The sequence below is a fragment of the Bradyrhizobium sp. ORS 278 genome, assembly GCF_000026145.1.
In the GTDB taxonomy this organism is placed as follows: domain Bacteria; phylum Pseudomonadota; class Alphaproteobacteria; order Rhizobiales; family Xanthobacteraceae; genus Bradyrhizobium.
In genome coordinates, this window is the sequence record NC_009445.1 from 2,930,619 (window position 1) to 2,953,730 (window position 23,112).

14 protein-coding genes are annotated in these 23,112 nt (G+C 65.9%); 13 read left to right on the forward strand and 1 reads right to left on the reverse strand.

Annotated elements, in window-relative coordinates:
- Positions 1-29: 29 nt before the first annotated feature.
- The 9 genes from BRADO_RS12800 to BRADO_RS12840 all read left to right on the forward strand — a co-directional run bounded on the left by BRADO_RS12800 (position 30) and on the right by BRADO_RS12840 (position 11,818).
- Complete coding sequence (locus tag BRADO_RS12800) at positions 30-1,406, forward strand: sensor histidine kinase (protein WP_011925747.1); 1,377 nt, start codon at positions 30-32, stop codon at positions 1,404-1,406.
- A gap of 109 nt (positions 1,407-1,515) precedes the next feature.
- The gene (locus BRADO_RS12805) at positions 1,516-3,003 is read left to right on the forward strand and encodes a hypothetical protein (RefSeq protein ID WP_011925748.1); all 1,488 of its coding nucleotides are present in this window, start codon (positions 1,516-1,518) and stop codon (positions 3,001-3,003) included.
- A 105-nt stretch (positions 3,004-3,108) separates the two neighbouring features.
- On the forward strand, positions 3,109-3,378 hold the full coding sequence (locus BRADO_RS12810) for a hypothetical protein (protein ID WP_041756442.1): 270 nt from the start codon (positions 3,109-3,111) through the stop codon (positions 3,376-3,378).
- A 169-nt stretch (positions 3,379-3,547) separates the two neighbouring features.
- Positions 3,548-4,648: a c-type cytochrome biogenesis protein CcmI gene (gene ccmI / locus BRADO_RS12815; protein WP_011925750.1), complete on the forward strand. Its 1,101-nt coding sequence runs from the start codon at positions 3,548-3,550 to the stop codon at positions 4,646-4,648.
- Positions 4,649-4,682: 34 nt separating this feature from the next.
- On the forward strand, positions 4,683-5,198 hold the full coding sequence (gene ccmE / locus BRADO_RS12820) for a cytochrome c maturation protein CcmE (RefSeq protein WP_011925751.1): 516 nt from the start codon (positions 4,683-4,685) through the stop codon (positions 5,196-5,198).
- Positions 5,195-7,174 carry a heme lyase CcmF/NrfE family subunit gene (locus BRADO_RS12825; protein WP_011925752.1) on the forward strand — a complete coding sequence of 660 codons (1,980 nt, stop codon included), beginning with the start codon at positions 5,195-5,197 and terminating at the stop codon, positions 7,172-7,174. The genes ccmE and BRADO_RS12825 overlap by 4 nt, the downstream gene beginning before the upstream one ends.
- A gap of 5 nt (positions 7,175-7,179) precedes the next feature.
- Positions 7,180-7,665, forward strand: coding sequence for a cytochrome c-type biogenesis protein (locus BRADO_RS12830; protein WP_011925753.1), 486 nt, complete (start codon positions 7,180-7,182; stop codon positions 7,663-7,665).
- A gap of 326 nt (positions 7,666-7,991) precedes the next feature.
- Positions 7,992-9,335: a methyl-accepting chemotaxis protein gene (locus BRADO_RS12835; RefSeq protein WP_011925754.1), complete on the forward strand. Its 1,344-nt coding sequence runs from the start codon at positions 7,992-7,994 to the stop codon at positions 9,333-9,335.
- Positions 9,336-9,808: 473 nt separating this feature from the next.
- The gene (locus BRADO_RS12840) at positions 9,809-11,818 is read left to right on the forward strand and encodes a methyl-accepting chemotaxis protein (RefSeq protein WP_011925755.1); all 2,010 of its coding nucleotides are present in this window, start codon (positions 9,809-9,811) and stop codon (positions 11,816-11,818) included.
- A gap of 235 nt (positions 11,819-12,053) precedes the next feature.
- Here the strand turns inward: BRADO_RS12840 and BRADO_RS33955 are convergent, their stop codons facing one another.
- Complete coding sequence (locus tag BRADO_RS33955; RefSeq protein WP_083794868.1) at positions 12,054-14,114, reverse strand: ATP-dependent endonuclease; 2,061 nt, start codon at positions 14,112-14,114, stop codon at positions 12,054-12,056.
- A gap of 1,405 nt (positions 14,115-15,519) precedes the next feature.
- Between BRADO_RS33955 and BRADO_RS12850 the strand changes: the two genes are divergently transcribed.
- The 4 genes from BRADO_RS12850 (at position 15,520) to BRADO_RS12865 (ending at position 22,472) form a co-directional block, all read left to right on the forward strand.
- Positions 15,520-17,106 (forward strand): Do family serine endopeptidase, encoded by a 1,587-nt coding sequence (locus tag BRADO_RS12850; protein ID WP_011925758.1) that lies wholly within the window; start codon positions 15,520-15,522, stop codon positions 17,104-17,106.
- Positions 17,107-17,390: 284 nt separating this feature from the next.
- The gene (locus BRADO_RS12855; protein ID WP_009031474.1) at positions 17,391-18,071 is read left to right on the forward strand and encodes a response regulator transcription factor; all 681 of its coding nucleotides are present in this window, start codon (positions 17,391-17,393) and stop codon (positions 18,069-18,071) included.
- Entirely contained in the window at positions 18,055-19,515 is a 1,461-nt protein-coding gene (locus BRADO_RS12860; protein WP_011925760.1) for an ATP-binding protein, read from the forward strand. Before BRADO_RS12855 ends, BRADO_RS12860 begins: the two co-directional genes overlap by 17 nt.
- The gene (locus BRADO_RS12865) at positions 19,512-22,472 is read left to right on the forward strand and encodes a bifunctional [glutamine synthetase] adenylyltransferase/[glutamine synthetase]-adenylyl-L-tyrosine phosphorylase (RefSeq protein ID WP_011925761.1); all 2,961 of its coding nucleotides are present in this window, start codon (positions 19,512-19,514) and stop codon (positions 22,470-22,472) included. Before BRADO_RS12860 ends, BRADO_RS12865 begins: the two co-directional genes overlap by 4 nt.
- Positions 22,473-23,112: the final 640 nt, after the last annotated feature.

Genomic DNA, 23,112 nt, shown 5'->3' on the forward strand with positions numbered 1-23,112 from the left:
GGCGCCGGCCGTTTCGCTAATTTGCGGTCATGCGCCAGAGTTCACTTGCCACCCGGTTGTTCCTGTCCGCGACCGCGTGGCTCGTGGTCATTCTCGCCATCACCGGCATCGTGCTGTCCTCGGTCTACCGCAACGCGACCGAGCGCGCCTTCGACCGCCGGCTCAACCTGTACCTCCGCACCTTGATCGCCGAGGTCGCGACCCCCGACGACCCGCCTGACCGCCAATTCCAGTCGCTCGGCGAGCCCTTGTTCGAGCTGCCGCTCTCCGGCTGGTACTGGCAGATCACCCGCACCGACACCGAGAAGCCCGAGGTGCGGGCCTCGCGCTCGCTGTGGGACAAGAAGCTGCCCAAGCTCGAAGAGCAGGGGATCGAGCTGACCGCCGCCGGTATCCGGATCGGCTATGTCGAGGGGCCGGAGAATCAGGACCTGCGCATGGTCGAGCGTCCGGTCGATCTCGGCTCCGACGGCAAATTCCTGGTCAGCGTCGCCGGCGATGCCTCGGAGATCTTCGACGAGACCCGCAGCTTCGACTACTATCTCGGCGGCACCTTCACCGCGCTCGGAATCGTGCTGCTGCTGACCACTATTTTCCAGGTCCGCTATGGCCTCGCGCCGTTGAAGCGCATCTCCGAATCGATCGCCGACATCCGCTCCGGCCGGGCCGAGCGGCTGGAGGGCGAATTTCCCGTCGAGATCGCGCCGCTGGCCCGCGAGACCAATGCGCTGATCGACGCCAATCGCGAGATCGTCGAGCGCGCGCGCACCCATGTCGGCAATCTCGCTCATGCCATCAAGACGCCGCTGTCGGTGATCGTCAACGAAGCCACGACCCACGCGGCCGATCCGTTCGCCGCGAAGGTGATGGAGCAAGCCGACGTGATGCGCGACCAGGTCGCCCATCATCTCGAGCGCGCGCGGATCGCGGCGCGCGTGACGATCGTGTCCACGGTCACCGAGGTGGCGCCGGCGATCGAGGCGCTGCGCCGCACCATGGAGAAGATCTATCGCAATCGGGGCATCGCGGTCGAGGCGACGGCGGATGCCGCCGCGCGGTTTCGCGGCGAGCGCCAGGATCTGGAGGAGATGGTCGGCAATCTCGTCGACAACGCGTGCAAATGGGCGGCCTCGCGGGTGTCGGTCGAAGTCGCCGTGGAGCCGCCGACCCAGTCCGGCGCCACGCCGATGCTGCGGATCGTCGTCGATGACGACGGTAGGGGCCTGTCGGCGGCCGAGCGCGCCCAGGTGCTGCGCCGCGGCCAGCGGCTGGACGAATCCAAGCCTGGATCGGGCCTCGGACTCTCGATCGTCACGGATCTCGCCGCGCTCTATGGCGGCCGCCTGACGCTCGGGGACGCGCCGATCGGGGGCCTGCGGGCCGAGCTGCGACTGCCCGGCGTTTGACGGGCGGCGAAATTCGCCATCCTAAAGGTGTTCTTAACATCGCGGACGGTAAGGTCGGTGCAGGGGTGCGCGATGTGCGCTCTCGCCGTGGAAATTTGCACGCCGGCGCATGGGTCAGACAGCTCACGAGCGATTGAGGGAATATCTCGGGCAGCTGCCGCCGAGTGCGCAGTCGCTTCTGATGCGCGAGTTCGAGCGTGCCATCGAGCGCGGCCAGGACGTTGCCGTGGCCACCATGGTGCTGGAGCAGCTCCGCAAGGTGGCGCGCCCCGCCGCGCCGGCCGCTGCGGCTGCTCCCACCGCCCCTCAAGTTCCTGCAGCCGAACCGGCCCGCGCTGCGCCGGCCATCGAGGTCGCACGATCGCCGGCCCGCGAGGAGCGTCGCCAGGGCGGCGACGGACCGCGCCGCCTGTTTCGGCCGCTCGAGCCGTTCCTCACCGATTCCACCGGTCCGCTGCGCCCTGGTCAGATCCGCCGCGCCTCGCTGCTCGCCGTCTGGCAGTGGCTCGGCCGCGAAGGCGCGCCGGAGCGCTACACCGAGTTCGAGGCCGCGATGGCGGCCGGAAGCGACAGCTCCCGCGAGGTCGAGATGGCCGCGCGCAAGCTGCAGCTTGCCGCCGCCGACGCGCTGATGAAGCTGGTCGGCCCCAACGCCACCGGCGACCGCCAGCGGGCGCTGGCGCGGATCGGCGCGCCCAGCGTGATCGAAGACCTGCTGCCGATCGCGCTCGTGCTGCAGAACCGCGAGGCGCTTGACGGTCTCAACGGACGCTTGCCCGGCATCATCCGCGTGCTCGGCGATTCGCAGATCGCCTCCGTCACCGACGCCATCAACGTGCCGTCGCTGCAGACGCCGCTGATGCTCCCCTTCGCGCTGTCGATGGTGATGCAGCGGCTGGCCGCGCCCTGGCAGATCATCCGCCTCGCGACCAAGATCGCCGCGTCCGACGACGAAATCAGGGTCGCGGCGACCCCGTTCGGCGTCGCCGTGACCATCGCGCTCAACGACCTCGCCAACCTCGCGTCGCTGCTGCGCGCCGATATCCGCCGCGGGCATTTCTCCAATCTCGGCGACACGCTCAAGACCTTGCATGACGGCGTCCGCGGCCTGCGCACCGAGCTCGACCTGCGCTCGGAGTCGAACTGGGGCAAGCAGCTCACCGCGATCCGCGCCGACATCTCGAACTCGCTACAATCTGAGATTGATAGCGTGCCCGGCCGTGCCCGCCGCATCCTGCGCCAGCGCGCCGACAAGGACATTCCTGCCGGTGCCGGTGTCGACACCGCCGAGGTCGAGGAGGTGGCGGCCTTGATCGAGTTCGTCGCCGTGTGCCGCAACTATGCCAGCGAGCTCGCGATCAACGAGGTCACGCTGCGCACCTATACTGACCTGCAGCAATATGTAGAGAAGGCCACCGAAGCGCTGGTGCAGTCGCTGCGCTCCGGCGATGCGCGCGCGCGCGCCTATCGGCAGTCGCAGGTGTCGGCGGCGATTCGATTCTGCCATGTTCTGTTCGGCAACGACTATGCTCAGTTGATGAGTCGCGCCGCTGAAAACGCGATGAATGGCGAGCGAAAATCCTCGCGCGCCGGCTAGTTCTTTTTGCTATCTTCCGACGGTTTCGTAGACGCAATTTTAGGTTGACCGCGACCTGTGGCCGCGCATAGGTTCCCGCCAGTTCCAGCTGTTTTCATCAAGACCATGATTTCCACCATCAACTTCGTCGAGGTCGAGAATCGCGTTGTCCGCGCGACCTATCGCAACCTCATGATCAAGGCCAAGGTCGTGCTCGTCGACAAGACGAGCGGGACCCATCTGCCTGATCCCGTCACCACCATCGCCTCGCCCGTGCCGGTGGGCTCGTTGCGCATCCGGCTGACGGATCATGTCAGGCCGGGGACCTATTTCCTGGTGGCGCTCAACGGGCACGGCAGCTACCTCGCCAAGAGCGCCGAGTTCGAGGTCTCCTAAATTACGTAATTCTCCTGAGTTTTTCGGGGCCGACGACTGGGCTACCAGGGCGGCAATTGTGAATTGCCGCCGGGAACGGTGCTGGGTAAAAGCGCGCCTGGGCGCCTGCCGGTGGGCGCTGAACGGAACTCTGCCCGATGACGCTCTGTCCGATGATGCGTTGGCTCCGATGACGTTGTGGTTCGTGTTCGCCGTGATGACGGCCGCGGCGATCTTCGCCGTGCTGCTTCCGCTCGGGCTCGGCGCGCGCAACCTCGCGGATGGACGCGAGGCCGCGGTCTACAAGGACCAGCTGGCCGAAATCGAGCGCGATGTCGAAAACGGGCTGATCGGCAAGGTCGAGGCGGAGGCCGCGCGGGTCGAGATCGGCCGTCGCCTGCTGGCCGCGGCCGACCAGGAGAGCGAGGTCGCGGCGAAGCCGAGCATGGGTCTGCGCCGCGTCGCCGCCGTGCTGGCGCTGATCGGCGTGCCGATCGTGGCGCTCGCAGTTTATCTCCCGCTCGGCTCGCCGCAATTGCCGGACTTTCCGCTCACCGCCCGCGCCACGACGCCCGATGGCTCGCAGCCGCTGGAAAACTTGGTCTCGCAGGTCGAGCAGCATCTGCAGAAGAACCCGACCGACGGCCGCGGCTGGACGGTGCTCGCCCCGGTGCTGGCGCGTCTTGGCCGCACCGAGGACGCGATCCGCGCCTATCGCAACATGATCACCTATGCCGGCGACGGCGCCGCCAAGCGCGCCGATCTCGGCGAGGTGATCGCCGCCGCCGCCGGTGGCGTTGTCACCGCCGAGGCCAAGGCGGAGTTCGAGCGCGGCCATGCGCTCGACGCCGACGAGCCCAAATCCAACTATTATCTCGGCCTGGCCGCCGAGCAGGACGGCCGCAAGGACGATGCCGCCAACATCTGGCGGGCCATGCTCAGCAAGGGCCCGGCGGATGCGCCATGGCGGCCGCTGGTGGCGGCCGCGCTCGCCCGGGTGGGCGGCGGCGAGGCTCCGGCGCTGCCGAACGAGGCGATGGCCGCCGCCAAGGACATGAATGCCGATGACCGCGACGCGATGATCCGCGGCATGGTCGACCGGCTCGCGACGCGGCTGAAGCAGAATGGCGACGATGCCGAGGGCTGGCTGCGGCTGGTGCGCGCTTATGTCGTGCTCGGTGATCTCGACAAGGCCAAGTCAGCGTTATCTGACGCAAGGCAGGCTGTGAAGGATGCCGAGCGGTTGCGCCAGCTCAACGAGGGCGTGAAGACGTTCGGGCTGGATGGATGAGGAGCGGCGCATCGGCCGCGAACGGGATGTTGGGATGACACGCAAGCAGAGGCGTTTGACGATCATCGGCGGGGCGCTGTTCGTGCTCGCGGTCGCGGCCGGGCTGGTGCTGAACGCGCTGCGCGACTCCATCGTGTTCTTTTCGACGCCGACCATGGTCGCGGAGAAGCATGTCGCGCCGGGCAAGCGCTTCCGGCTTGGCGGCCTCGTGCAGCCGGGCTCGTTGAAGCGTGGCGATGATCTCGCGGTGACGTTCGAAGTCGCCGACGGCGGCGCCAAGCTGCCGGTCGCCTACAAGGGCATCCTGCCGGACCTGTTCCGCGAGGGGCAGGGCGTGGTCGCCGAGGGCGCCCTCGATGCCTCTGGCGTGTTCAAGGCCGACACCGTGCTCGCCAAGCATGACGAGACCTACATGCCGAAGGAGGTCGCCGACACCCTGAAGAAGCAGGGCCATTGGAAGGACGATTACGGCAAGCCGCAAGGCGCGGCCAAGCCGGGCGCGGTATCGATGCGTGAGGGCGAGAAGACGGCTGCAGGAGCGACGCAGTGATTGCAGAGAGTGGACATTATGCCCTGGTGCTGGCGCTCGCGCTGGCGCTGATCCAGTCGACGGTGCCGATGCTCGGCGCCCATCAACGCGACGTCGCGCTGATGAATGTCGGCCGCTCGGCGGCGCTGGCGCAATTGCTGTTCGCCGGCCTGTCCTTCATCGCGCTGATCACCTTGCACGTGACCTCGGATTTCTCCGTCGCCAACGTGTTCGAGAACTCGCACTCGATGAAGCCGCTGCTCTACAAGATCACCGGCGTGTGGGGGAACCATGAAGGCTCGATGCTGCTGTGGGTGTCGATCCTGGCGCTGTTCGGCGCCATGGTCGCGGCCTTCGGCAACAATCTGCCGCTGTCGCTGCGCGCCCGTGTTCTCTCCGTGCAGGCCTGGGTCGCGAGCGCGTTCTATCTGTTCATCCTGACCACCTCGAATCCCTTTGCCCGTCTGGCCAATCCGCCGATCGAGGGCCGCGACCTCAATCCCGTGCTGCAGGACATCGGCCTCGCCGTGCATCCGCCGATGCTCTATCTCGGCTATGTCGGCTTCTCGATCTCGTTCTCCTTCGCGATCGCGGCGCTGATCGAGGGCCGCATCGATGCGGCCTGGGCACGCTGGGTGCGGCCGTGGACGCTGATGGCCTGGATCTTCCTCACGCTCGGCATCGCCATGGGCTCGTACTGGGCCTATTACGAGCTCGGCTGGGGCGGCTGGTGGTTCTGGGACCCGGTCGAGAACGCCTCGCTGATGCCCTGGCTCGCCGGCACCGCGCTGCTGCACTCCGCGCTCGTGATGGAGAAGCGCAACGCGCTCAAGGTCTGGACCATCCTGCTGTCGATCCTGACCTTCTCGCTGTCCTTGCTCGGCACCTTCCTGGTTCGCTCCGGCGTCATCACCTCGGTGCACGCCTTCGCCAGCGATCCCACGCGCGGCGTCTTCATCCTCGGCATCCTTGTGCTGTTCATCGGCGGCAGCCTGACCTTGTTCGCCGGCCGCGCCACCGCGCTGAAGCAGGGCGGGCTGTTCGCGCCGATCTCGCGCGAGGGCGCGCTGGTGCTGAACAATCTGCTGCTGACCGTGAGCTGCGCCACCGTGCTGTTCGGCACGCTCTATCCCGTCATCATGGAAACGCTCGACTTCAAGCTCTCGGTCGGCGCGCCGTTCTACAACCTCACCTTCGGTCCCTTGTTCGCACTGCTGCTCCTGATCGTGCCGTTCGGCCCGATGCTGGCGTGGAAGCGCGGTGATCTCGTCGCGGCGACGCAGCGGCTGCTCGCCGCCGGCGTGGTCTCGCTGGTCGCGATCGCGATTGCCTGGGCGTGGGCGCGCGGCGGCAGCGCGCTGGCGCCGCTCGGCATCGGTTTGGGCGTATTCGTCATCACAGGCGCCATCGTCGATCTGGTCGAGCGCAGCGGCATCACCCGCGTGCCGTTCAAGACGGCGCTGCACCGGACCCGCGGCCTGCCGCGCTCGGTGTGGGGCACGGCCTTCGCCCATGCCGGCCTCGGCGTGGCGCTGCTCGGCATCGTCTGCGAGACCACCTGGAACAGCGAGCTGATCTCGACCTTGCGTCCGGGCGACATGCGCAATCTCGCCGGCTACCAGATCAAGTTCGACGGCATGACCCAGCGCCAGGGCCCGAACTTCACGGAAGTCATCAGCACCTTCGTCGTCAGCGAGGACGGCAGGCAGCTCGCGGTGATGACGCCGAGCAAGCGCAGCTTCGCCACCCGCGGCATGTCGACCACGGAAGCCGCGCTGCTGACCCGCGGTGTCAGCCAGCTCTACGTCTCGCTCGGCGACACCACCGCCGATGGCGGCCTCGCGGTGCGCATCTATCACAAGCCGCTGGTGCTCCTGATCTGGTTCGGCCCGGTGCTGATGGCGTTCGGCGGATTGCTGTCGCTGTCCGATCGCCGCCTGCGTGTCGGCGCGCCGCGTCCGGCGCGTGCGGCGCGCGCGCTGCAGCCGGCGGAGTAGGGCGGATGCGACGTATTCTCGGCTCGATCGCGCTCGCGCTGTTGCTCATCAGCTCGCCCGTAGCGCATGCGGTGCAGCCCGATGAGGTGATGTCGGACACCGCCAAGGAGCAGCGCGCCCGAGCGCTGTCGCGCGAGCTGCGCTGCATGGTCTGCCAGAACCAGTCGATCGACGATTCCGACGCGCCGCTGGCCCGCGACCTGCGCCTGCTGGTGCGCGAGCGTCTCGCGGCCGGCGACAGCGACAATCAGGTGCTGGATTTCCTGGTCGCGCGCTATGGCCAGTTCGTGCTGCTCAAGCCGCGCTTCGAGCGCCAGACCCTGCTGCTCTGGCTGCTGCCCCCGGTGCTGCTGCTCGGCGGCGGCCTTGCGCTGTGGCTCCAGGTCCGCCGCCGCGGCCAGCGCGGTGGCGATGCGATGCCGAAGCTGACGGCCGAAGAGGAAGCGCGCATCGCCGCGCTGCTGGCGGAACAGCAGCCGCCGGCGACGTGATTGCGCGCTGCTTCGGGTTGCCGCGCCGCGCCAGGCGCGGAGCCTTAGCCTCATGGTGAGGAGGCGCGTAGCGCCGTCTCGAACCATGAGGCCACAGCGCGGGCCTCGCCCTTCGAGACGCCCGCCTGCGGCGGGCTCCTCAGGGTGAGGAGCGGGAGCGGTGAGGACCATGCTGCGTTCGAGCAACTGCTTCGAACTTGCAACGGCCTTCGATCCGCCAACCCCCGCACTCTCCCGTGCTCCGTCCGCCCACGCGCTTTCATCTTATTTTACCATTGTCTGGAAGTGTGCATTGACATTCCGTCTGACGCGTCCGGGCAAAGCCAATGTTCTCCAACAGCAATCTGACGATCCGCTTCCTCGTGGGAGGCGTCGTGGCGTCTCTGCTCCTGCTGCTGGCGATCGGCGGTGGCACCGGCTTTGTCGCGGTGCTCTATCTCAACAACCAGATCACCAGTCTCTCGCAGGACTTCGCCACCCTCAGCGGTCCGGCGCGCGACCATGCGATGCTGACCTATCAGCAGGCGCAGTCGGCGTTCTCCTATTTCATCACCGCCTGCGTCGCGATCGCCGTGTTCGCCAGCACCGTCTGCCTGATGACCTACGCCGCCGTGCAGAACGGCATTTTGCGCCCGCTCGCCGCGATGGTCGCGGCGATGCGCGACGTCGCCGGCCAGAAGTATGACACCCGCATCCCAGGCCTTGGCCTGTCCAACGAGATCGGACAGCTCGCCGGCGCGCTCGAAGTGTTCAAGACCAACGGCATCGACCGCCAGCGTCTCACCGAGCGCGAGCTGCAGGAGGCGCAACGCCAGGGCGAGCGCTCGCGCTTCCTCGACGGCCGCATCCACGCCTTCAACGAGCTCGTCGCCAGCGTCGTCGGCAGCGTGGCGTCGTCGGCCGTCCGCCTGAAGAGCAACGCCGAGACCTTGTCGCGCGCCGCCAACGACACCTCGGCCAAGGCGAATGCCGTGGAGGCCGCCGCCGCCCACGCCAATCGCAGCGTGCAGACGGTGGCCGGCTCGGCCGAGGAGATGTCGAGCTCGATCGGCACCATCAGCCGCCGGGTCTCCGACGCCACCCAGCGCGCCGAGGGCGCGGCCTCGCAGGCGGAGAAGAGCAAGAACACCATCCATTCGCTGTCGGACGCCGCCGAGAAGATCGGCACGGTCGTGCAGCTGGTGCAGGCGATTGCGGCGCAGACCAATCTTCTGGCGCTCAACGCCACCATCGAGGCCGCGCGGGCCGGCGAGGCCGGCAAGGGTTTTTCGGTCGTGGCGTCGGAGGTGAAGAACCTCGCCGACCAGACCAGCAAGGCGACCGACGAGATCTCGGCGCATGTCGCCAGCATCCAGGGCATCACCGCCGAGACCCGCGGCGCCATCGACGGCATCTCGACCACATTGAGCGAGATCAGCGCCATCATGTCCGGCATCGAGGTCGACACATCGCAGCAGCGCAACGCCACCCAGGACATCTCCAAGAGCGTCCAGGAAGCCGCCCGCGGCACCCTCGACGTCTCCAACCACATCGCCCAGATCACGTCCACCTCGGCCGAAACCGGCCGCCTCGCCACCGACGCCCGCGATGCCGCCGGCGATCTCTCCCAGCAGGCCGAGACGCTGAAGCGCGAGGTCGACGCCTTCATCATCAGCGTGAAGGCGAGCTAGCCCCTGTCGCCTGTAGCCCGGATGAGCGCAGCGATATCCGGGTTCACCGATACAGCGCGTGGGACCCCGGATATCGCTGCGCTCATCCGGGCTACGCTCACTATCGTCGCGCGCGATGACGCGCAGCCGCCTCACAACCCACCGCTGTCGTCCGGGCGAACGCCGGGACCCATAACCCCCAGCAGATGTTTGGGGCAGGACGTCGGACCAGCCTCGTCTCGCAACGCCCGCCGCGTAGTATGGGTCCCGGCGTTCGCCGGGACGACGGCGGTGAGTGTGGCGGCGGCCTGCCCAACCTATCGCGGACGCTGCGCTCACGATGCGTCCCGCGGTACTCTCTAACCCGCTATTAGCAAATACCGTCCATCGTGCAAAAGCGCTGCTGTGAGTCGCCGGACAGGCGGCCGGGCCGCGGGGCAGGCGCGGGGCGCGATGTCGTCCGCCTGCGCTCTTGGAGGAGCGGACGAGGACTCATGACGAGCTTTGGTTTGAAGATCAGCGGACGTCTCTACGCCGGCTTTGCGGCGCTCATCGTCGCGGGTGCCGTGATGGCCGCGGTCGCGGTGTGGAACCTGTGGGCCGTGCGCGACCAGGTCGCGAGCATGTCGGCGCTGTCGGACGGGACCGCGCGCATCCTGCAGATCTCCAACCACCTCCAGGCGATCCAGCGCGCCAATCTGCGCTACATCCATGACGCCAACGAGCCGGCCCTCAAGGAGGCCGCCGACCGCGAGACGGCCGCGACCGAGCTGCTGCAGGCCGCCGTGGCCGGTTCGCGCTCCGCCGAGCGGCGCAAGCTCTACGGCGATCTCCTCGCCGACATCGCCCAGATGCGCACGCTGCGCGATCAGCTGCAGGAGGCCATCAAGCAGATGAAGACCGGCCGCGCCGCGCTGCTGCCGGGCGGCGAGGATCTCGCCGCGAAGACCGCGAAGCTCTCGATCGCGGCGCGCATTTCGAAGGAGCCGGAGGTGATGACCGCGGTCACCGACATCGAGAACCGCCTGCAGCTCGTGCGCATCGCGACCTGGCGGTTCCTGGCGCTGCGCGACACCAAATCCGCCTCCGCCTTCCGCGCCGGCGTCGACAATGTCGAGCAGCGGCTGGCCACCTTGGAGGGCAATGCGCCGCCGGCGGGCGTGCTCGCCGCGATCGCGCCGGTGAAGGTTTCGCTCGACGTCAACAAGCAGGCGTTCGAGGCCACCGCCGCCGCGACGCTGAAGTCCGAGGACATCTACGCCAATGCGATCGAGCCGCTGATCGCCAGGAGCGTCGAGACGCTGAAGACCGCCGAGACCAACGTCAATGCCGACTACCGCGCCTCGCGCGCGACCGCCGAGGACGCGATCGGCCACACCATCTCGCTGCAGATGCAGGTCGGTGCCGCCGCCGTGCTGTTCGGCTGCCTCGTCGCGTTCCTGATCGCGCGCAGCATCGTGCGGCCGCTGGGTTCGATGACGCGGGCGATGGGCCGGCTGGCCAGCGGTGACGTCGCCGTCGAGATCCCCGGGCGCGGCGCCCGTGACGAGATCGGCGCCATGGCCACGGCCATCCAGGTGTTCAAGGACAACATGAGCGAGACCGAGCGTCTGCGCGGCGAGCATGCGGCCGCCGAAGCGCGCCGCGAGCACGACCGCAAGGCCGACATGGCCCGGCTCGCGCGCGAGTTCGAGCAGGCCGTCGGCGAGATCATCGATGCGGTGTCGCACGCCTCCAGCGAGCTCGAAGCCTCCGCCGGCACGCTCACCAGCACGGCGTCGCGCGCGCAAGGCCTGTCGACGGAAGTGGCCGCCGCGTCGCAGGAGGCGTCGTCCAATGTGCAGACGGTCGCCTCCGCCGCGGAGGAGCTGTCGTCTTCAGTGAGCGAGATCTCCCGCCAGGTGCAGGAATCCGCGCGCATCGCGAGCGAAGCGGTGGCGCAGGCCAACCGCACCAATGAGCGGGTCGGCACCTTGTCGAAGGCCGCCACCCGCATCGGCGACGTGCTCGAGCTGATCTCGACCATCGCCGGCCAGACCAATCTGCTGGCGCTCAACGCCACCATCGAGGCGGCGCGCGCGGGCGAGGCCGGCCGCGGCTTCGCCGTGGTCGCCTCCGAGGTCAAGGCGCTCGCCGAGCAGACCGCCAAGGCCACCGGCGAGATCGCCCAGCAGGTCTCCGGCATCCAGGCCGCCACCGAGGAGTCGGTCGGCTCGATCAAGGAGATCGGCTCAACCATCGGCCGCCTCTCCGAAATCTCCGCCGCCGTCTCCGCCGCCGTCGAAGAGCAGGGCGCCGCCACCCAGGAAATCTCCCGCAACGTCCAGCACGCCGCCAACGGTACCCAGCGCGTCTCGCACAACATCGACGACGTCCAGCGGGGCGCCTCGGAGACGGGCTCGGCGTCGGCCCAGGTGTTAACGGCGGCTCGGTCATTGTCGGCGGAGAGCGGCCGGCTGAAGCGCGAGGTGAGCCGGTTCCTGGGGTCGCTGCAGGCGGCGTGAGGCGTCGCTCCAACGACGGACGAGGAGGGCGGATTAGCGCAGCGTAATCCGCCATCCCCACCCAACAACAGCGGCGGCTTACGCCTTCGGCTAAGCCGCCCTACGCACTGCCGATCGGGCGAGCCTGCCCCGTAGCCCGGATGAGCGCAGCGACATCCGGGTTCACACGAGCTGGAGAGACGACCCCGGATATCGCTGCGCTCATCCGGGCTGCGCGCTACGCGGTAGCCGAATGCTATGGTGCGCTGTTCCCAACAAGCTCTTTGAGAAGACTGTCTAGTGAGCTCCATGTCTCTGTAGTCCGCGCTCTCATTTCTCCCGAAATTCTTCGCTTCAATTTTAGCAAGTCACCTCGAACGTATCCCTCGGCTCTAAGGCTGTAAAACAGCAACTTCCCATCGCAAAGGTCGCGCCACTTATCGTCCCAGACCGCCGTCAGCTCCGACTTTTTAGAATTGAACTGCTTTTTGAACTCTTCGTCAAAGCCTGCTGCTTGTAGTTCAGAAAAGCTGCTCCTCATTGCCTCGATCTGCGACCATAGCTGGCCAGCCATAGTTGCTGGATCCGAGCCGTTTAGAACCTTCATGTCAAAACCAATCCGTTCTAACCCAAACTTCTTGAATACCGATCGCGCCGATACGGTATCGAGTTGAGCTAGTGCCAAGTTCTTCATTATGCTCGTTGTATCCGTGATATTTTTTAGGGGAGAACTGCCGAATTCCGGATCCCTGGTAAGGTCGGTGATTATTTCAGGGTCCAGAAGATAGTTTTCCAAGCAGTGCCGTTGTAGCTGGCGCAGTCGCACATGGTTGGAATCTGATAACGTCGTTGGTTTGCCGTCATGGTCGAATAGGAAATAATAATATCCAACATCATCTCCACGCGATTCCGCGCGCTGTAATTCTTTGATGTCCGATTCGATCTGTCCTCTTCCGCCAAGCTGCTTCAGCTTGAATCGTCTAAATATATGATCAAAACCAGTTTGGAGTATCTCTACATCATGTATTCCCTCGACAGAGACGGTGCCCTTATATAGCAATGCTTCGCTTTCAGAACTTCCTAGTCGTCTAAGTGCATCGCGTATTTCGCCTTGGTCATTGTGTCGAACCCTGGCCAATGATTTGCTGTTGCGTAGATGGAATAGAACGCAAGTTGGCCTATCAAATGCGCCAGCCAGAATTTCGGCTGAATGAGAGCAGATTATCGCTTGCATGTTCTTCTTGGTTGCGTATTCGTCTACGAAAAATTGAAGCAAATCGCGGCAGACGGCTGGGTTTAGATGTAGTTCAGGTTCATCGAGTAGTATGAGGCCGTTGTCGGCAATGCTCCGCGCTATCAGCAAAAATGTAAGGATCAGTCCTTTTTCTCCGCTACTTAGTCCGTCTATGTCAAATTTTCTTCCTGTTTCTTTGTCAATTATCGGAATTGAAAGCATCCCGATTTCATTGACGCCGATTTCGCCCAACGAGCGACCTTTTAGTATTCTGTCAAAAATCAGATCAAACTGTGCATTGAGCTTTTGTCGTCCATCTGCTCCTCCGATGATCGAGTTGAAGATCATGTTTTTGAGTCGATTGTATTTTAGTTGAGGTTGAGAGTTGTACGATTCTAGTTGCTGTCCTGTATCGGCTATTCCGAGTTGAACGGGTTGTTCGCCGACCGGCATGGCTCGATCTGCGGGGAAGTAGGAGAACAGTGCTTGCGTAGGGTCGAGTCTCTGTTCGAGGGCAGTGAAAAAGAGCTGTTGAACGGGAAATTCGCCGCCAATCTGTCCGGAGGTGTAGTCTACTCGGAAGTTCAAATGCAGGTGGCGATCCGCTTTTACCCGCGCGAATTCATCTGCGATCGTCTGAGACGATTGTTGAGTTATGGATTGTCCCTGAGGTGAGCCTAAGAAGCTTATGGCTTGTGTTGGATTTGCGAAACTTAAGCCGGCTGATTGTAGTGCGAGATTGGCGGCCAATTGGGGTATTAGTTCTTCAATCAGAAGTATCTCTGAATCTTCTATCCTGAATCCGCACTTTACTGAGGTTGGGATGCTCGGATTAGTCGTCAAGGCAGCTGGGAGCAAGCGCTGCGGCATGTGAGGAGAGGTTACGCCCAATTGGTTCAGTGTTTGAACAGCCTCGGACTGCGTCCTTGGCGCCAGGACGCTTTTGGCAAGGCGAATTGCTTCTAAGATTGTTGTCTTACCTATCGCATTGGGTCCAATTATAACACTTACAAGGCAGTCAAACTCGACTTCGATATCCTCAAGTGCACGAAAATTCTTGATTCGGAGTTTGCGAAGGTGCATGGCGCGGGCATCCCAATAGGAAGGAAATGGCTTTCGACTCAATCAATGCGGGTCAGTAGATCACCTGCTACCTGCCATGCAAAATGAAATCGGGGAGTTCCAAGGGGGTGCTGTTCGAACCTCGGTGTGACCTATCAGTCCCAAGCTATCGCTCGCCGGAGTCAGAAGTCTTCATTACTTTTCACTTTTCGCCGCCGCGGCGAATTCCGAAAATCAAAAATCCTCTTGCCTCCAACCCCAAATCACCCGTATCTTCCGCCTCGTTCCGTTCCACCGAGGGGGCGTATCGCGATCGTCACGGACGTCGGAAGCGGAATGCGATGGACGCGGGCTGCCGCAGCGGGGCTTTGCCTCGCCGACGAACGGCGGCGCGCGGACTGGAAATCGTGTGGTCCTGGTCGCCCGATGCTGCGGCCAAGCCGGTGGTGATGATCCGCCGGTGACGGGGGCAAGACAGCCGGTCCCCGGGGAGAGCACGCATAACAGTTAAAACCATCGCGCAGGGAAGGCCGGGATGTCTCAGCCGAACCTGTGGTTCCTACCCCGTGCTTTTCATTCGCACGGGGGCCATGGGGGCGGCGAGCTCCCGGTCTTCCCTGCGCCCTCTGTTAGCTGAGGGCGAGATGTCGGACATGACTCGGGCGCGGGATGCGTCGCGGGGAGGTTGGTGCTCGGGTTGCTAATAGGTTTCTCGGCGGGCTGTTTAACAATGTGGATCGTGATGTCTCCGCGCGTCATTGCGAGCTTGGGGCAGGCGGGGTGCCACACACTCCGCTGTCATCCTCCGCGAAAGCGGGGGATCCAGTACGCCGCGGCCGTCGTGGTTGAGCCGAGTGGCCGCGGCGTACTGGATTCCCGCCTTCGCGGGAATGACAGGTGGGGGTGGGCTGGCAGCTAGGGCGACAGCTACAGCTACAGGCGCAGGGGCGGTGAACCCGCATGTCGCTTTGCTCATGCGGGCTACGCGGGCAGGCAGCTTACGTCACGCTCCGCCGTCATTCCGGGTTCAATCGCCAACGCGTCGCGGCTTGCGCGCCGACGCATCGACGATTGCCCCGGAATGACGGCCGGGCGGCAGGGGAAGGGAAGCGCCGTCGGCGACGCGGCAGGGCACGCCTTGCGGGTCACCCGCCCTACGGGGGTTGGACTTTGGTCGAGGCGGGCGGAATGATGGCAGCCAGCGGACTGCGAGAGCTTTGGCAAGCCCCTGTCCTCAAAGGATTTTTCGCAACAACTCCCACATCTGCGCCATTCTGCCGCAGTCTCCATGTCCGTCCATTACAGAAGTTTAACGCCGCAGCCAGCACGCCGTAAGGCGGCAAGTCCCATGTTCACTGGCGAACGGGGCGAACAGCCCGGGACACACGTTTAGACCTTGACCAAAATCGCTTGCGGAGAAAACCGTATGACTGACCGTCCGACCGACCTGTCCTCGCTTCCATCCTATCAGAAGCCCCGCCGCGGGCTGTTCTCGGCGCGCAAATTCGCGCTGATGGCCTCCGTCGTCGCGGGCCTGGGCGTTGCCGCCTATGGCCTGTCGCCGCAGGGCGCGCCGCTCGATTTGTTCTCGACCTCGGCGCATGCGCAGGTCGCCAACGAGGTCAGCAAGGTCGCGCGTCCCGTCGGCTTTGCCGACATCGTGGAGCGGGTGAAGCCGTCGGTGATTTCGGTCAAGGTCAACATCGCCGAGAAGGTCGCCAAGAACGACAATGACGACGACACGCCGTTCCAGCCGGGCTCGCCGATGGAGCGCTTCTTCCGCCGCTTCGGCGGAGAGAACGGCATTCCCGGCATGCCGGGCCGCGGCGGCCGCGGTGGCGGTCGCGCGGTGACCGGGCAGGGCTCTGGCTTCTTCATTTCGGCCGACGGCTATGCCGTGACCAACAACCACGTGGTCGACGGCGCCGACAAGGTCGAGGTGACGACCGACGACGGCAAGACCTACAGCGCCAAGGTGATCGGTACCGACCAGCGCACCGACCTGGCGCTGATCAAGGTCGAGGGCGGCTCGAACTTCCCGTTTGCCAAGCTCGCCGACGGCAAGCCGCGCATCGGCGACTGGGTGCTGGCGGTCGGCAATCCCTTCGGCCTCGGCGGCACCGTGACCGCGGGCATCGTGTCGGCGGTCGGCCGCGACATCGGCAACGGTCCGTATGACGATTTCATCCAGATCGACGCGCCGGTGAACAAGGGCAACTCGGGTGGCCCGGCGTTTGACGTCGACGGCAATGTCGTCGGTGTGAACACGGCGATCTACTCACCGTCCGGCGGCAGCGTCGGCATCGCGTTCTCGATTCCCGCTTCGACGGTGAAGAGCGTGATCGCGCAGCTGAAGGACAACGGCTCAGTCAGCCGCGGCTGGATCGGCGTGCAGATCCAGCCGGTGACGCAGGACATCGCCGACAGCCTCGGCATGAAGAAGGCGGAAGGCGCGCTGGTCGCCGAGCCCCAGGCCAACGGTCCGGCGGCGAAGGCGGGCATCGTGTCCGGTGACGTCATCACGGCCGTGAACGGCCAGCCGGTGAAGGACGCGCGCGAGCTCGCCCGCACCATCGGCGGCATCGCGCCGGGCGCGGCGGTCAAGCTCAACGTGCTGTCGAAGGGCCAGGAGAAGACCGTCAACCTGACGCTCGGCAAGCTGCCGAACACGGTCGAGGCCAAGGCTGATAACGACAATGGCGACAATTCCAGCCCGACCCGCGGCGCCGACGTGCCGAAGCTCGGCATGACGGTGGCGCCGGCGTCGAGCGTGGCCGGAGCCGGCAAGGACGGCGTCGTGGTCACCGAGGTCGATCCGAAGAGCGCCGCAGCCGATCGCGGCTTCAAGGAAGGCGACGTGATCCTCGAAGTCGCGGGCAAGTCGGTGACCTCGGCCGGTGATGTGCGCGAGGCGATCAACGCCGCCAAGGCCGACAACAAGAACAGCGTGCTGATGCGGGTAAAGAGCGGCGGCCAGTCGCGCTTCGTCGCGGTGCCGCTGGCCAAGGGCTGACAAGGGCTGACAAGCGCTCAAGGCGCTCACGAGATGGAGGGTTGCCGGCCTGTTGCCCCCGCGCCGGCGGCTCTCCCAGGGGGCGGGTTTCAAATTCCGCCCCCGCAACACCTTCCGTCAGGAACATGCCCCCCTCCGTCGGAAGGAACTCGGGCGGTGAAGTCCCCCAGCTTCACCGCCCACTTTCCTGTTGATCACCCCCGGGCTCTCGCCGCCTTGCACGGAAACCGCGGCCGGGCCATGTAGATGGACATCCAACCGTGACCGTCGCCCCTGTTTCCGCAATGCGCCTCCTGATCATCGAAGACGACCGCGAGTCCGCCGACTATCTGGTCAAGGCGTTCCGCGAAGTCGGCCATGTCGCCGATCTCGCCGGCGATGGCGAGGAGGGGCTCGCGATGGCCGAGAGCGGCGATTACGACGTGCTAGTGGTCGACCGCATGCTGCCCAAGCGCGACGGCCTGTCGCTGATCGGCGCGCTGCGCGACAAGGGCAACCGCACGCCGGTCCTGATCCTGTCCGCGCTCGGCCAGGTCGACGACCGCATCAAGGGCCTGCGCGCCGGCGGCGACGACTATCTGCCGAAGCCCTACGCCTTCGCCGAGCTGCTCGCCCGCGTCGAGGTGCTGTCGCGGCGTCATGGCGGACCGGCGGAGGAGACGACCTACAAGGTCGGCGATCTCGAGCTCGACCGGCTGTCGCATCGCGTCGCGCGCGGCAAGGATGAATTGACCCTGCAGCCGCGCGAGTTCCGGCTGCTCGAATATCTGATGAAGCATGCCGGGCAGGTGGTCACGCGCACGATGCTCTTGGAGAATGTCTGGGACTATCACTTCGATCCGCAGACCAACGTAATCGACGTCCACATCTCGCGGCTGCGCTCCAAGATCGACAAGGGGTTTGACCGCCCGCTGCTCCACACCATCCGCGGCGCGGGGTACATGATCCGTGACGGCCTTCGGTAAGCTGATCCGCACCACGGCGTTCCGGCTGACGCTGGTCTATCTGCTGTTGTTTGCGCTGTTTGCCGCTTCGCTGCTCGGCTACTTCGCCTGGAACACCCGTCGCCTGATCACCGAGCAGATCTCGACCACGGTCAGCTCGGAGATCGGCGAGATGACCGACATCTACACCCGCGGCGGCCTGCGGTGGATCGTCGGCACGATCCAGAGCCGCGCGCTGCGCCCCGGCGCCAACCTCTATCTGCTCACGACTCCGACCGGCCAACAGGTCGCCGGCAATGTCGATGCGCTGGCGCCCGGCGTGATGGGCAGCTCCGGCTGGTCGGAGACGTTCTACCGCCGGCTCGACGATTCCAGCGAGCAGAACCACCGCGCGCTGGTCTATGTCACGCAGCTGTCGAGCGGCTTTCGGCTCCTGATCGGCCGCGACCTCGAGGAGCGGCGGCGGCTGTTCGGCATCGTCGCCAAGGCCGCGCAATGGTCGGTGCTGGTCGTCATCGTGCTCGGCATCGGCGGCGGCATCTTCGTCGCGCGGCGCGTGCTGTACCGGATCGATGCGATGACCGGCACGACGCAGCGGATCATGGCGGGTGATCTCTCGGGACGACTGCCGGTCGGACGCAGCGGCGACGAGCTCGATCGGCTCGCGGAAAACCTCAATGCGATGCTGGAGCGCATCGAGGCACTGATGACCGGGCTCAAGGAGGTCTCCGACAACATCGCGCACGACCTCAAGACGCCGCTGACGCGGCTGCGCAACCGCGCCGAGGAGGCGCTGGCGAAATCGCGCTCCGAGGACGAGTATCGCGCGGCGCTGGAGCGGACGATCGAGGAATCCGATGGCCTGATCCGCACCTTCAATGCGCTCTTGATGATCGCGCGGGCGGAATCGGGACAGGCGCGCGGCGACATGGTCGAGTTCGATGCGGCCGACGTCGCCGGCGGCATTCACGAGCTGTATGAGCCGCTCGCCGAGGACAATGAGATGACCTTGCGGGTGAAGGCGTCGGCGGCGCCGGTGCATGGCAATCGCGAGCTGATCAGCCAGGCGCTCGCCAATCTCGTCGAAAACGCGATCAAATACGGCAAGCCGGCCGCACTGCCGCTCGATCCGGCCGCCGCAGCGGGGAGCCGCGAGATCCTGATCGAGGCGCGGCGCGAGGGCGGCCAGGTGCTGCTCAGCGTCACCGATCATGGCGAGGGCATTCCCGAAGCGGAACGCAAGCACGCCGTGGAACGGTTCGTGCGATTGGAGGCGAGCCGCACCTTGCCGGGTTCCGGCCTCGGCCTCAGTCTCGCCTCCGCCGTGGCGACCTTGCATGGCGGCGAGCTCAGGCTCGGCGACGCCAGGCCGGGGCTGATCGCCACGCTCGTGCTGCCCGCCGGCGCAGGCCAGCCCGCGAAGCTTGCGGCGCCGACACAGGATGTGCCACAGAAGGCCGCATGACCTCCTCCGCGCCGGGAAACGCGGACGGGCAGAGCCGTCTGGCCGCGCGTTTCGTTGCCGGCCCGCATGTCCGTGCGCCCGACACAGCCGAACACCGCCTGCAGGACTGGCTCGCCGAGCTCGAGCCCTCTCTGGCCGCCTCCCTCCGCGATCAGTTCGCCAGCGGCTGGGCGCGCAGCATCCTGTTGGGGATCGTCGAATCCTCCCCCTATCTGTTCGATCTGATCCGCGCCGACGCCCAGCGTTTGGACCGCCTGTTGCGCTGCGATCCGCAGACGCATCTCGCGGAGCTGATCGCGCGCACCGGCCGCGAGGTGTTCGCCTGCAGCGGCGAAGCCGATGTGATGAGCCTGCTGAGACGGCTCAAATCCGAGGCGGCGCTGTTGATCGCGCTGTGCGACATCGGCGGAGTCTGGCCCGTCATGCAGGTGACGGCGGCGCTGACCGACGTCGCCGTGGCCGCGGTGCAGATGGCGTTGCGCCATCTGCTGCGCCAGGAGGCCGCGCGCGGCCGACTCGCGCCCATCGATCCCGCACAGCCGGAGCTGGGCTGCGGGCTGTTCGTGCTGGCGATGGGCAAGATGGGCGCCGGCGAGCTGAACTACTCCAGCGACATCGACCTCATCGTCTTCTTCGATCCCGACGCCACGACTCTCGCACACGACATCGAGCCGCAGCCTTTCTTTGTCCGCGTCACCCAGGCGCTGGCGCGGCTGCTGCAGAGCCGCACCGCCGACGGCTACGTCTTCCGCGTCGATCTCCGGCTGCGCCCCGATCCCGCCTCGACGCAGGTCGCGATGTCGACCGAGGCGGCGCTGCATTACTACGAGCGCGAGGGCCGCACCTGGGAGCGCGCCGCGATGATCAAGGCCCGCATCTGCGCCGGCGACGTCGCCGCGGGTGAAGCGATGCTGGCCGAGCTGTCGCCGTTCGTCTGGCGCAAGCATCTCGATTTCCAGGCGCTGACCGACGTCCACGACATGAAGCGGCAGATGCAGGTCTACCGCGGTCACAGCGAAATCGCCGTCGAGGGCCACAACGTCAAGGTCGGCCGCGGCGGCATCCGCGAGATCGAGTTCTTCGCCCAGACCCAGCAGCTGATCGCCGGCGGCCGCCATCCCGAGCTGCGCGTGCGCCCGACATTGCAGGCACTCGATGTGCTCACCGCCAGCAACTGGATCACCGCGCAGGCCCGGGACGAGCTCACCTCGGCCTATGAGTTCCTGCGCCGCGTCGAGCATCGCCTGCAGATGATGGCCGACGAGCAGATCCATAGCCTGCCGGACGACGTCGACGGCGTCGCGCGCTTCGCGTGCTTCTTCGGCTATGAGAGCCGCGAGCGCTTTGCGACCGACCTGCTGTTCCACCTCGACATCGTCCAGGGACACTACGCACGACTGTTCGAAGGCGACCCGACCGGCACGGTCAGCCTGCCGCCGGTGAACTACGGCGCAGGGCCCGACGAGCCGCGGCTGCTCGAGCATCTCGTCGCGCTCGGCTTCCGCGATCCGATGATGGTCGCGCTGACCCTGCAGCAATGGCTCGCGGGCGACTACCGCGTGTTCCGGGCCGAGGCGACGCGCACGACCTTCAACGAATTTCTTCCGGCGCTGATCGACGGTCTCGCCCACGCCGACGAGCCCGATCGCGCCGTCGTGGCGTTCGACCGTTTCCTGCAGGCGCTGCAGCTCGGCGGCCGGCTGATCACCCTGCTTGGACAGAACCGCGACCTCGTCGCGCTCGTGGCGCTGGTGCTCGGCGCAGCACCTCGGCTCGGCGACATGCTGGCGCGGCAGCCGCGGCTGATGGACGGCCTGATCGATCCGCGCTTCTTCGGCGCGATCCCCGACAAGCGCGAGCTGTCGACGCGTCTCGCCGCGACGCTGCAGGATGCCGGCAGCTACGAGGAGTTCCTCGATCGCCTTCGGCTGTTCGGCCAGGAGAGCCTGTTCCTGATCGGCACCCGCATCCTGTCGGGCACCGTCTCGGCGCAGCAGGCCGGCACCGCATTCGCCGACGTCGCCGAAGGAATCGTCCACACCGTCCACAATCTCGTGATCGAGCGGTTCGCCGCCCAGCACGGCCGCATCCGCGGCCAGGAGACCGCGATCATCGCGATGGGCAGGCTCGGCGCGCGCGAGATGACGGCGTCGTCCGATCTCGACCTCATCCTGTTGTACGATTTCGATGCCGACGCGCCCGACTCCGATGGCGAGCGCCCGCTGCAGGGCGCCCACTACTTCGCCCGCTTCACACAGCGCCTGATCTCCGCGTTCACGTCGCGCACCAACTACGGTGTGCTCTACGACATCGACATGCGGCTGCGCCCCTCGGGCCGCGCCGGGCCGCTCGCCTCGCACATCGACTCCTTTGCGCATTATCAGGAGCATGAGGCGTGGACCTGGGAGCATATGGCGCTGACCCGCGCGCGGGTGATCTCGGCCTCGCCCGCGTTCCGCGCGCGCATCGAGGCGATCATCCAGACTGCGCTGCGGCGAAGCCGCGATGCCCAGGCGATCGCGCGCGACGTCGCCGACATGCGCCGCGCTATCGCTGCCGAGAAGGGCGAAACCGATCTGTGGGACCTCAAGCACGCCGCCGGCGGCATGGTCGACATCGATTTCGTCGCGCAATATCTGCAGCTCGTGCATGCCGCGAGCAAGCCGGAGATCCTCGACATCAGCTCGCTGCAGGTGCTCGACCATGCCGAGCGGCTCGGCGTGCTGCCACGCGCCGATGCGGTGATCCTGCGTCACGCCGCGCGGATGTATCACGACCTCACGCAGATCCTGCGTCTGTGCGTCAGCGACAAGTTCAAGCCCGACCAGGCCGGCGACGACCTGCTGCGCGTGATGACCCGCGCCGGCGACGCGCCGGACTTCTCGGCGCTGGAAGCGCGCGTGCGCGAGACCCAGAGCGAGGTGCGGCGGGTGTTCACGGCGCTGCTCGAACGTTGATCATCCGCTTGCAAGCGCTCACCCTGCGGCGCGCGTGCCGGCGTCCCTGTGCTCCGCGTTTCATATTCAACCGCTCAAACAGCTGGGCATGTGACGACGCATCCGCGGCGCGAGCGCGCCCGGAGGATGCGGCAGGCATCGCCCTCAAAACGATGATGAGGGCGCAGGGAATGCCGGGTGAAGGCCTCACCCATGGCCCGCCTGCAGCAAGAAAAGCAGGCGGCAGTCACCACAGATGCAGCCGATTCGACCCGGCATTCCCTGCGCGATGGTTTTAACGCTTATACGCGATCTCCCCGGTGCGCCGGCTTGTTGGCCACCGTGGCGACGACGCGCGTCACCCACGCCATCGCAGGACACCAGCTTCGGGGTGCCAGGACCACGCGACTTCACGTTCCGCGAACGCCTCATTCGTCCGCACCCCCAAGGGCGCGCTGATGCGCTCACGTCCACCGCATTGCCGGCCCAACGTCTCGTGACGACGCGTACGCCCCTCATCCGGGCCGGAACGGAGAGAGAAGTGACATGATTTGCTGATTTTCGGAAGCGATTTATTTCTGCAGAAGGTCCTTGAAATGGACGATGTGTCTGGCATCGATGATGAAATCGGAGTTTCGGCGCAGGAAATCTGGATCGGCGC

Excerpts from the sequence above, each read along its gene's own strand:
- BRADO_RS12830 (WP_011925753.1), top strand. The coding sequence starts at position 7,180 with ATGCGACGTATTCTCGGCTCGATCGCGCTCGCGCTGTTGCTCATCAGC.
- BRADO_RS12810 (WP_041756442.1), top strand. The coding sequence starts at position 3,109 with ATGATTTCCACCATCAACTTCGTCGAGGTCGAGAATCGCGTTGTCCGC.
- BRADO_RS12850 (WP_011925758.1), top strand. The coding sequence starts at position 15,520 with ATGACTGACCGTCCGACCGACCTGTCCTCGCTTCCATCCTATCAGAAG.
- BRADO_RS12855 (WP_009031474.1), top strand. The coding sequence starts at position 17,391 with ATGCGCCTCCTGATCATCGAAGACGACCGCGAGTCCGCCGACTATCTG.
- BRADO_RS12865 (WP_011925761.1), top strand. The coding sequence starts at position 19,512 with ATGACCTCCTCCGCGCCGGGAAACGCGGACGGGCAGAGCCGTCTGGCC.
- BRADO_RS12805 (WP_011925748.1), top strand. The coding sequence starts at position 1,516 with ATGGGTCAGACAGCTCACGAGCGATTGAGGGAATATCTCGGGCAGCTG.
- ccmE (WP_011925751.1), top strand. The coding sequence starts at position 4,683 with ATGACACGCAAGCAGAGGCGTTTGACGATCATCGGCGGGGCGCTGTTC.
- BRADO_RS33955 (WP_083794868.1), bottom strand. The coding sequence starts at position 14,114 with ATGCACCTTCGCAAACTCCGAATCAAGAATTTTCGTGCACTTGAGGAT.
- BRADO_RS12840 (WP_011925755.1), top strand. The coding sequence starts at position 9,809 with ATGACGAGCTTTGGTTTGAAGATCAGCGGACGTCTCTACGCCGGCTTT.
- BRADO_RS12835 (WP_011925754.1), top strand. The coding sequence starts at position 7,992 with ATGTTCTCCAACAGCAATCTGACGATCCGCTTCCTCGTGGGAGGCGTC.
- BRADO_RS12800 (WP_011925747.1), top strand. The coding sequence starts at position 30 with ATGCGCCAGAGTTCACTTGCCACCCGGTTGTTCCTGTCCGCGACCGCG.
- ccmI (WP_011925750.1), top strand. The coding sequence starts at position 3,548 with ATGACGTTGTGGTTCGTGTTCGCCGTGATGACGGCCGCGGCGATCTTC.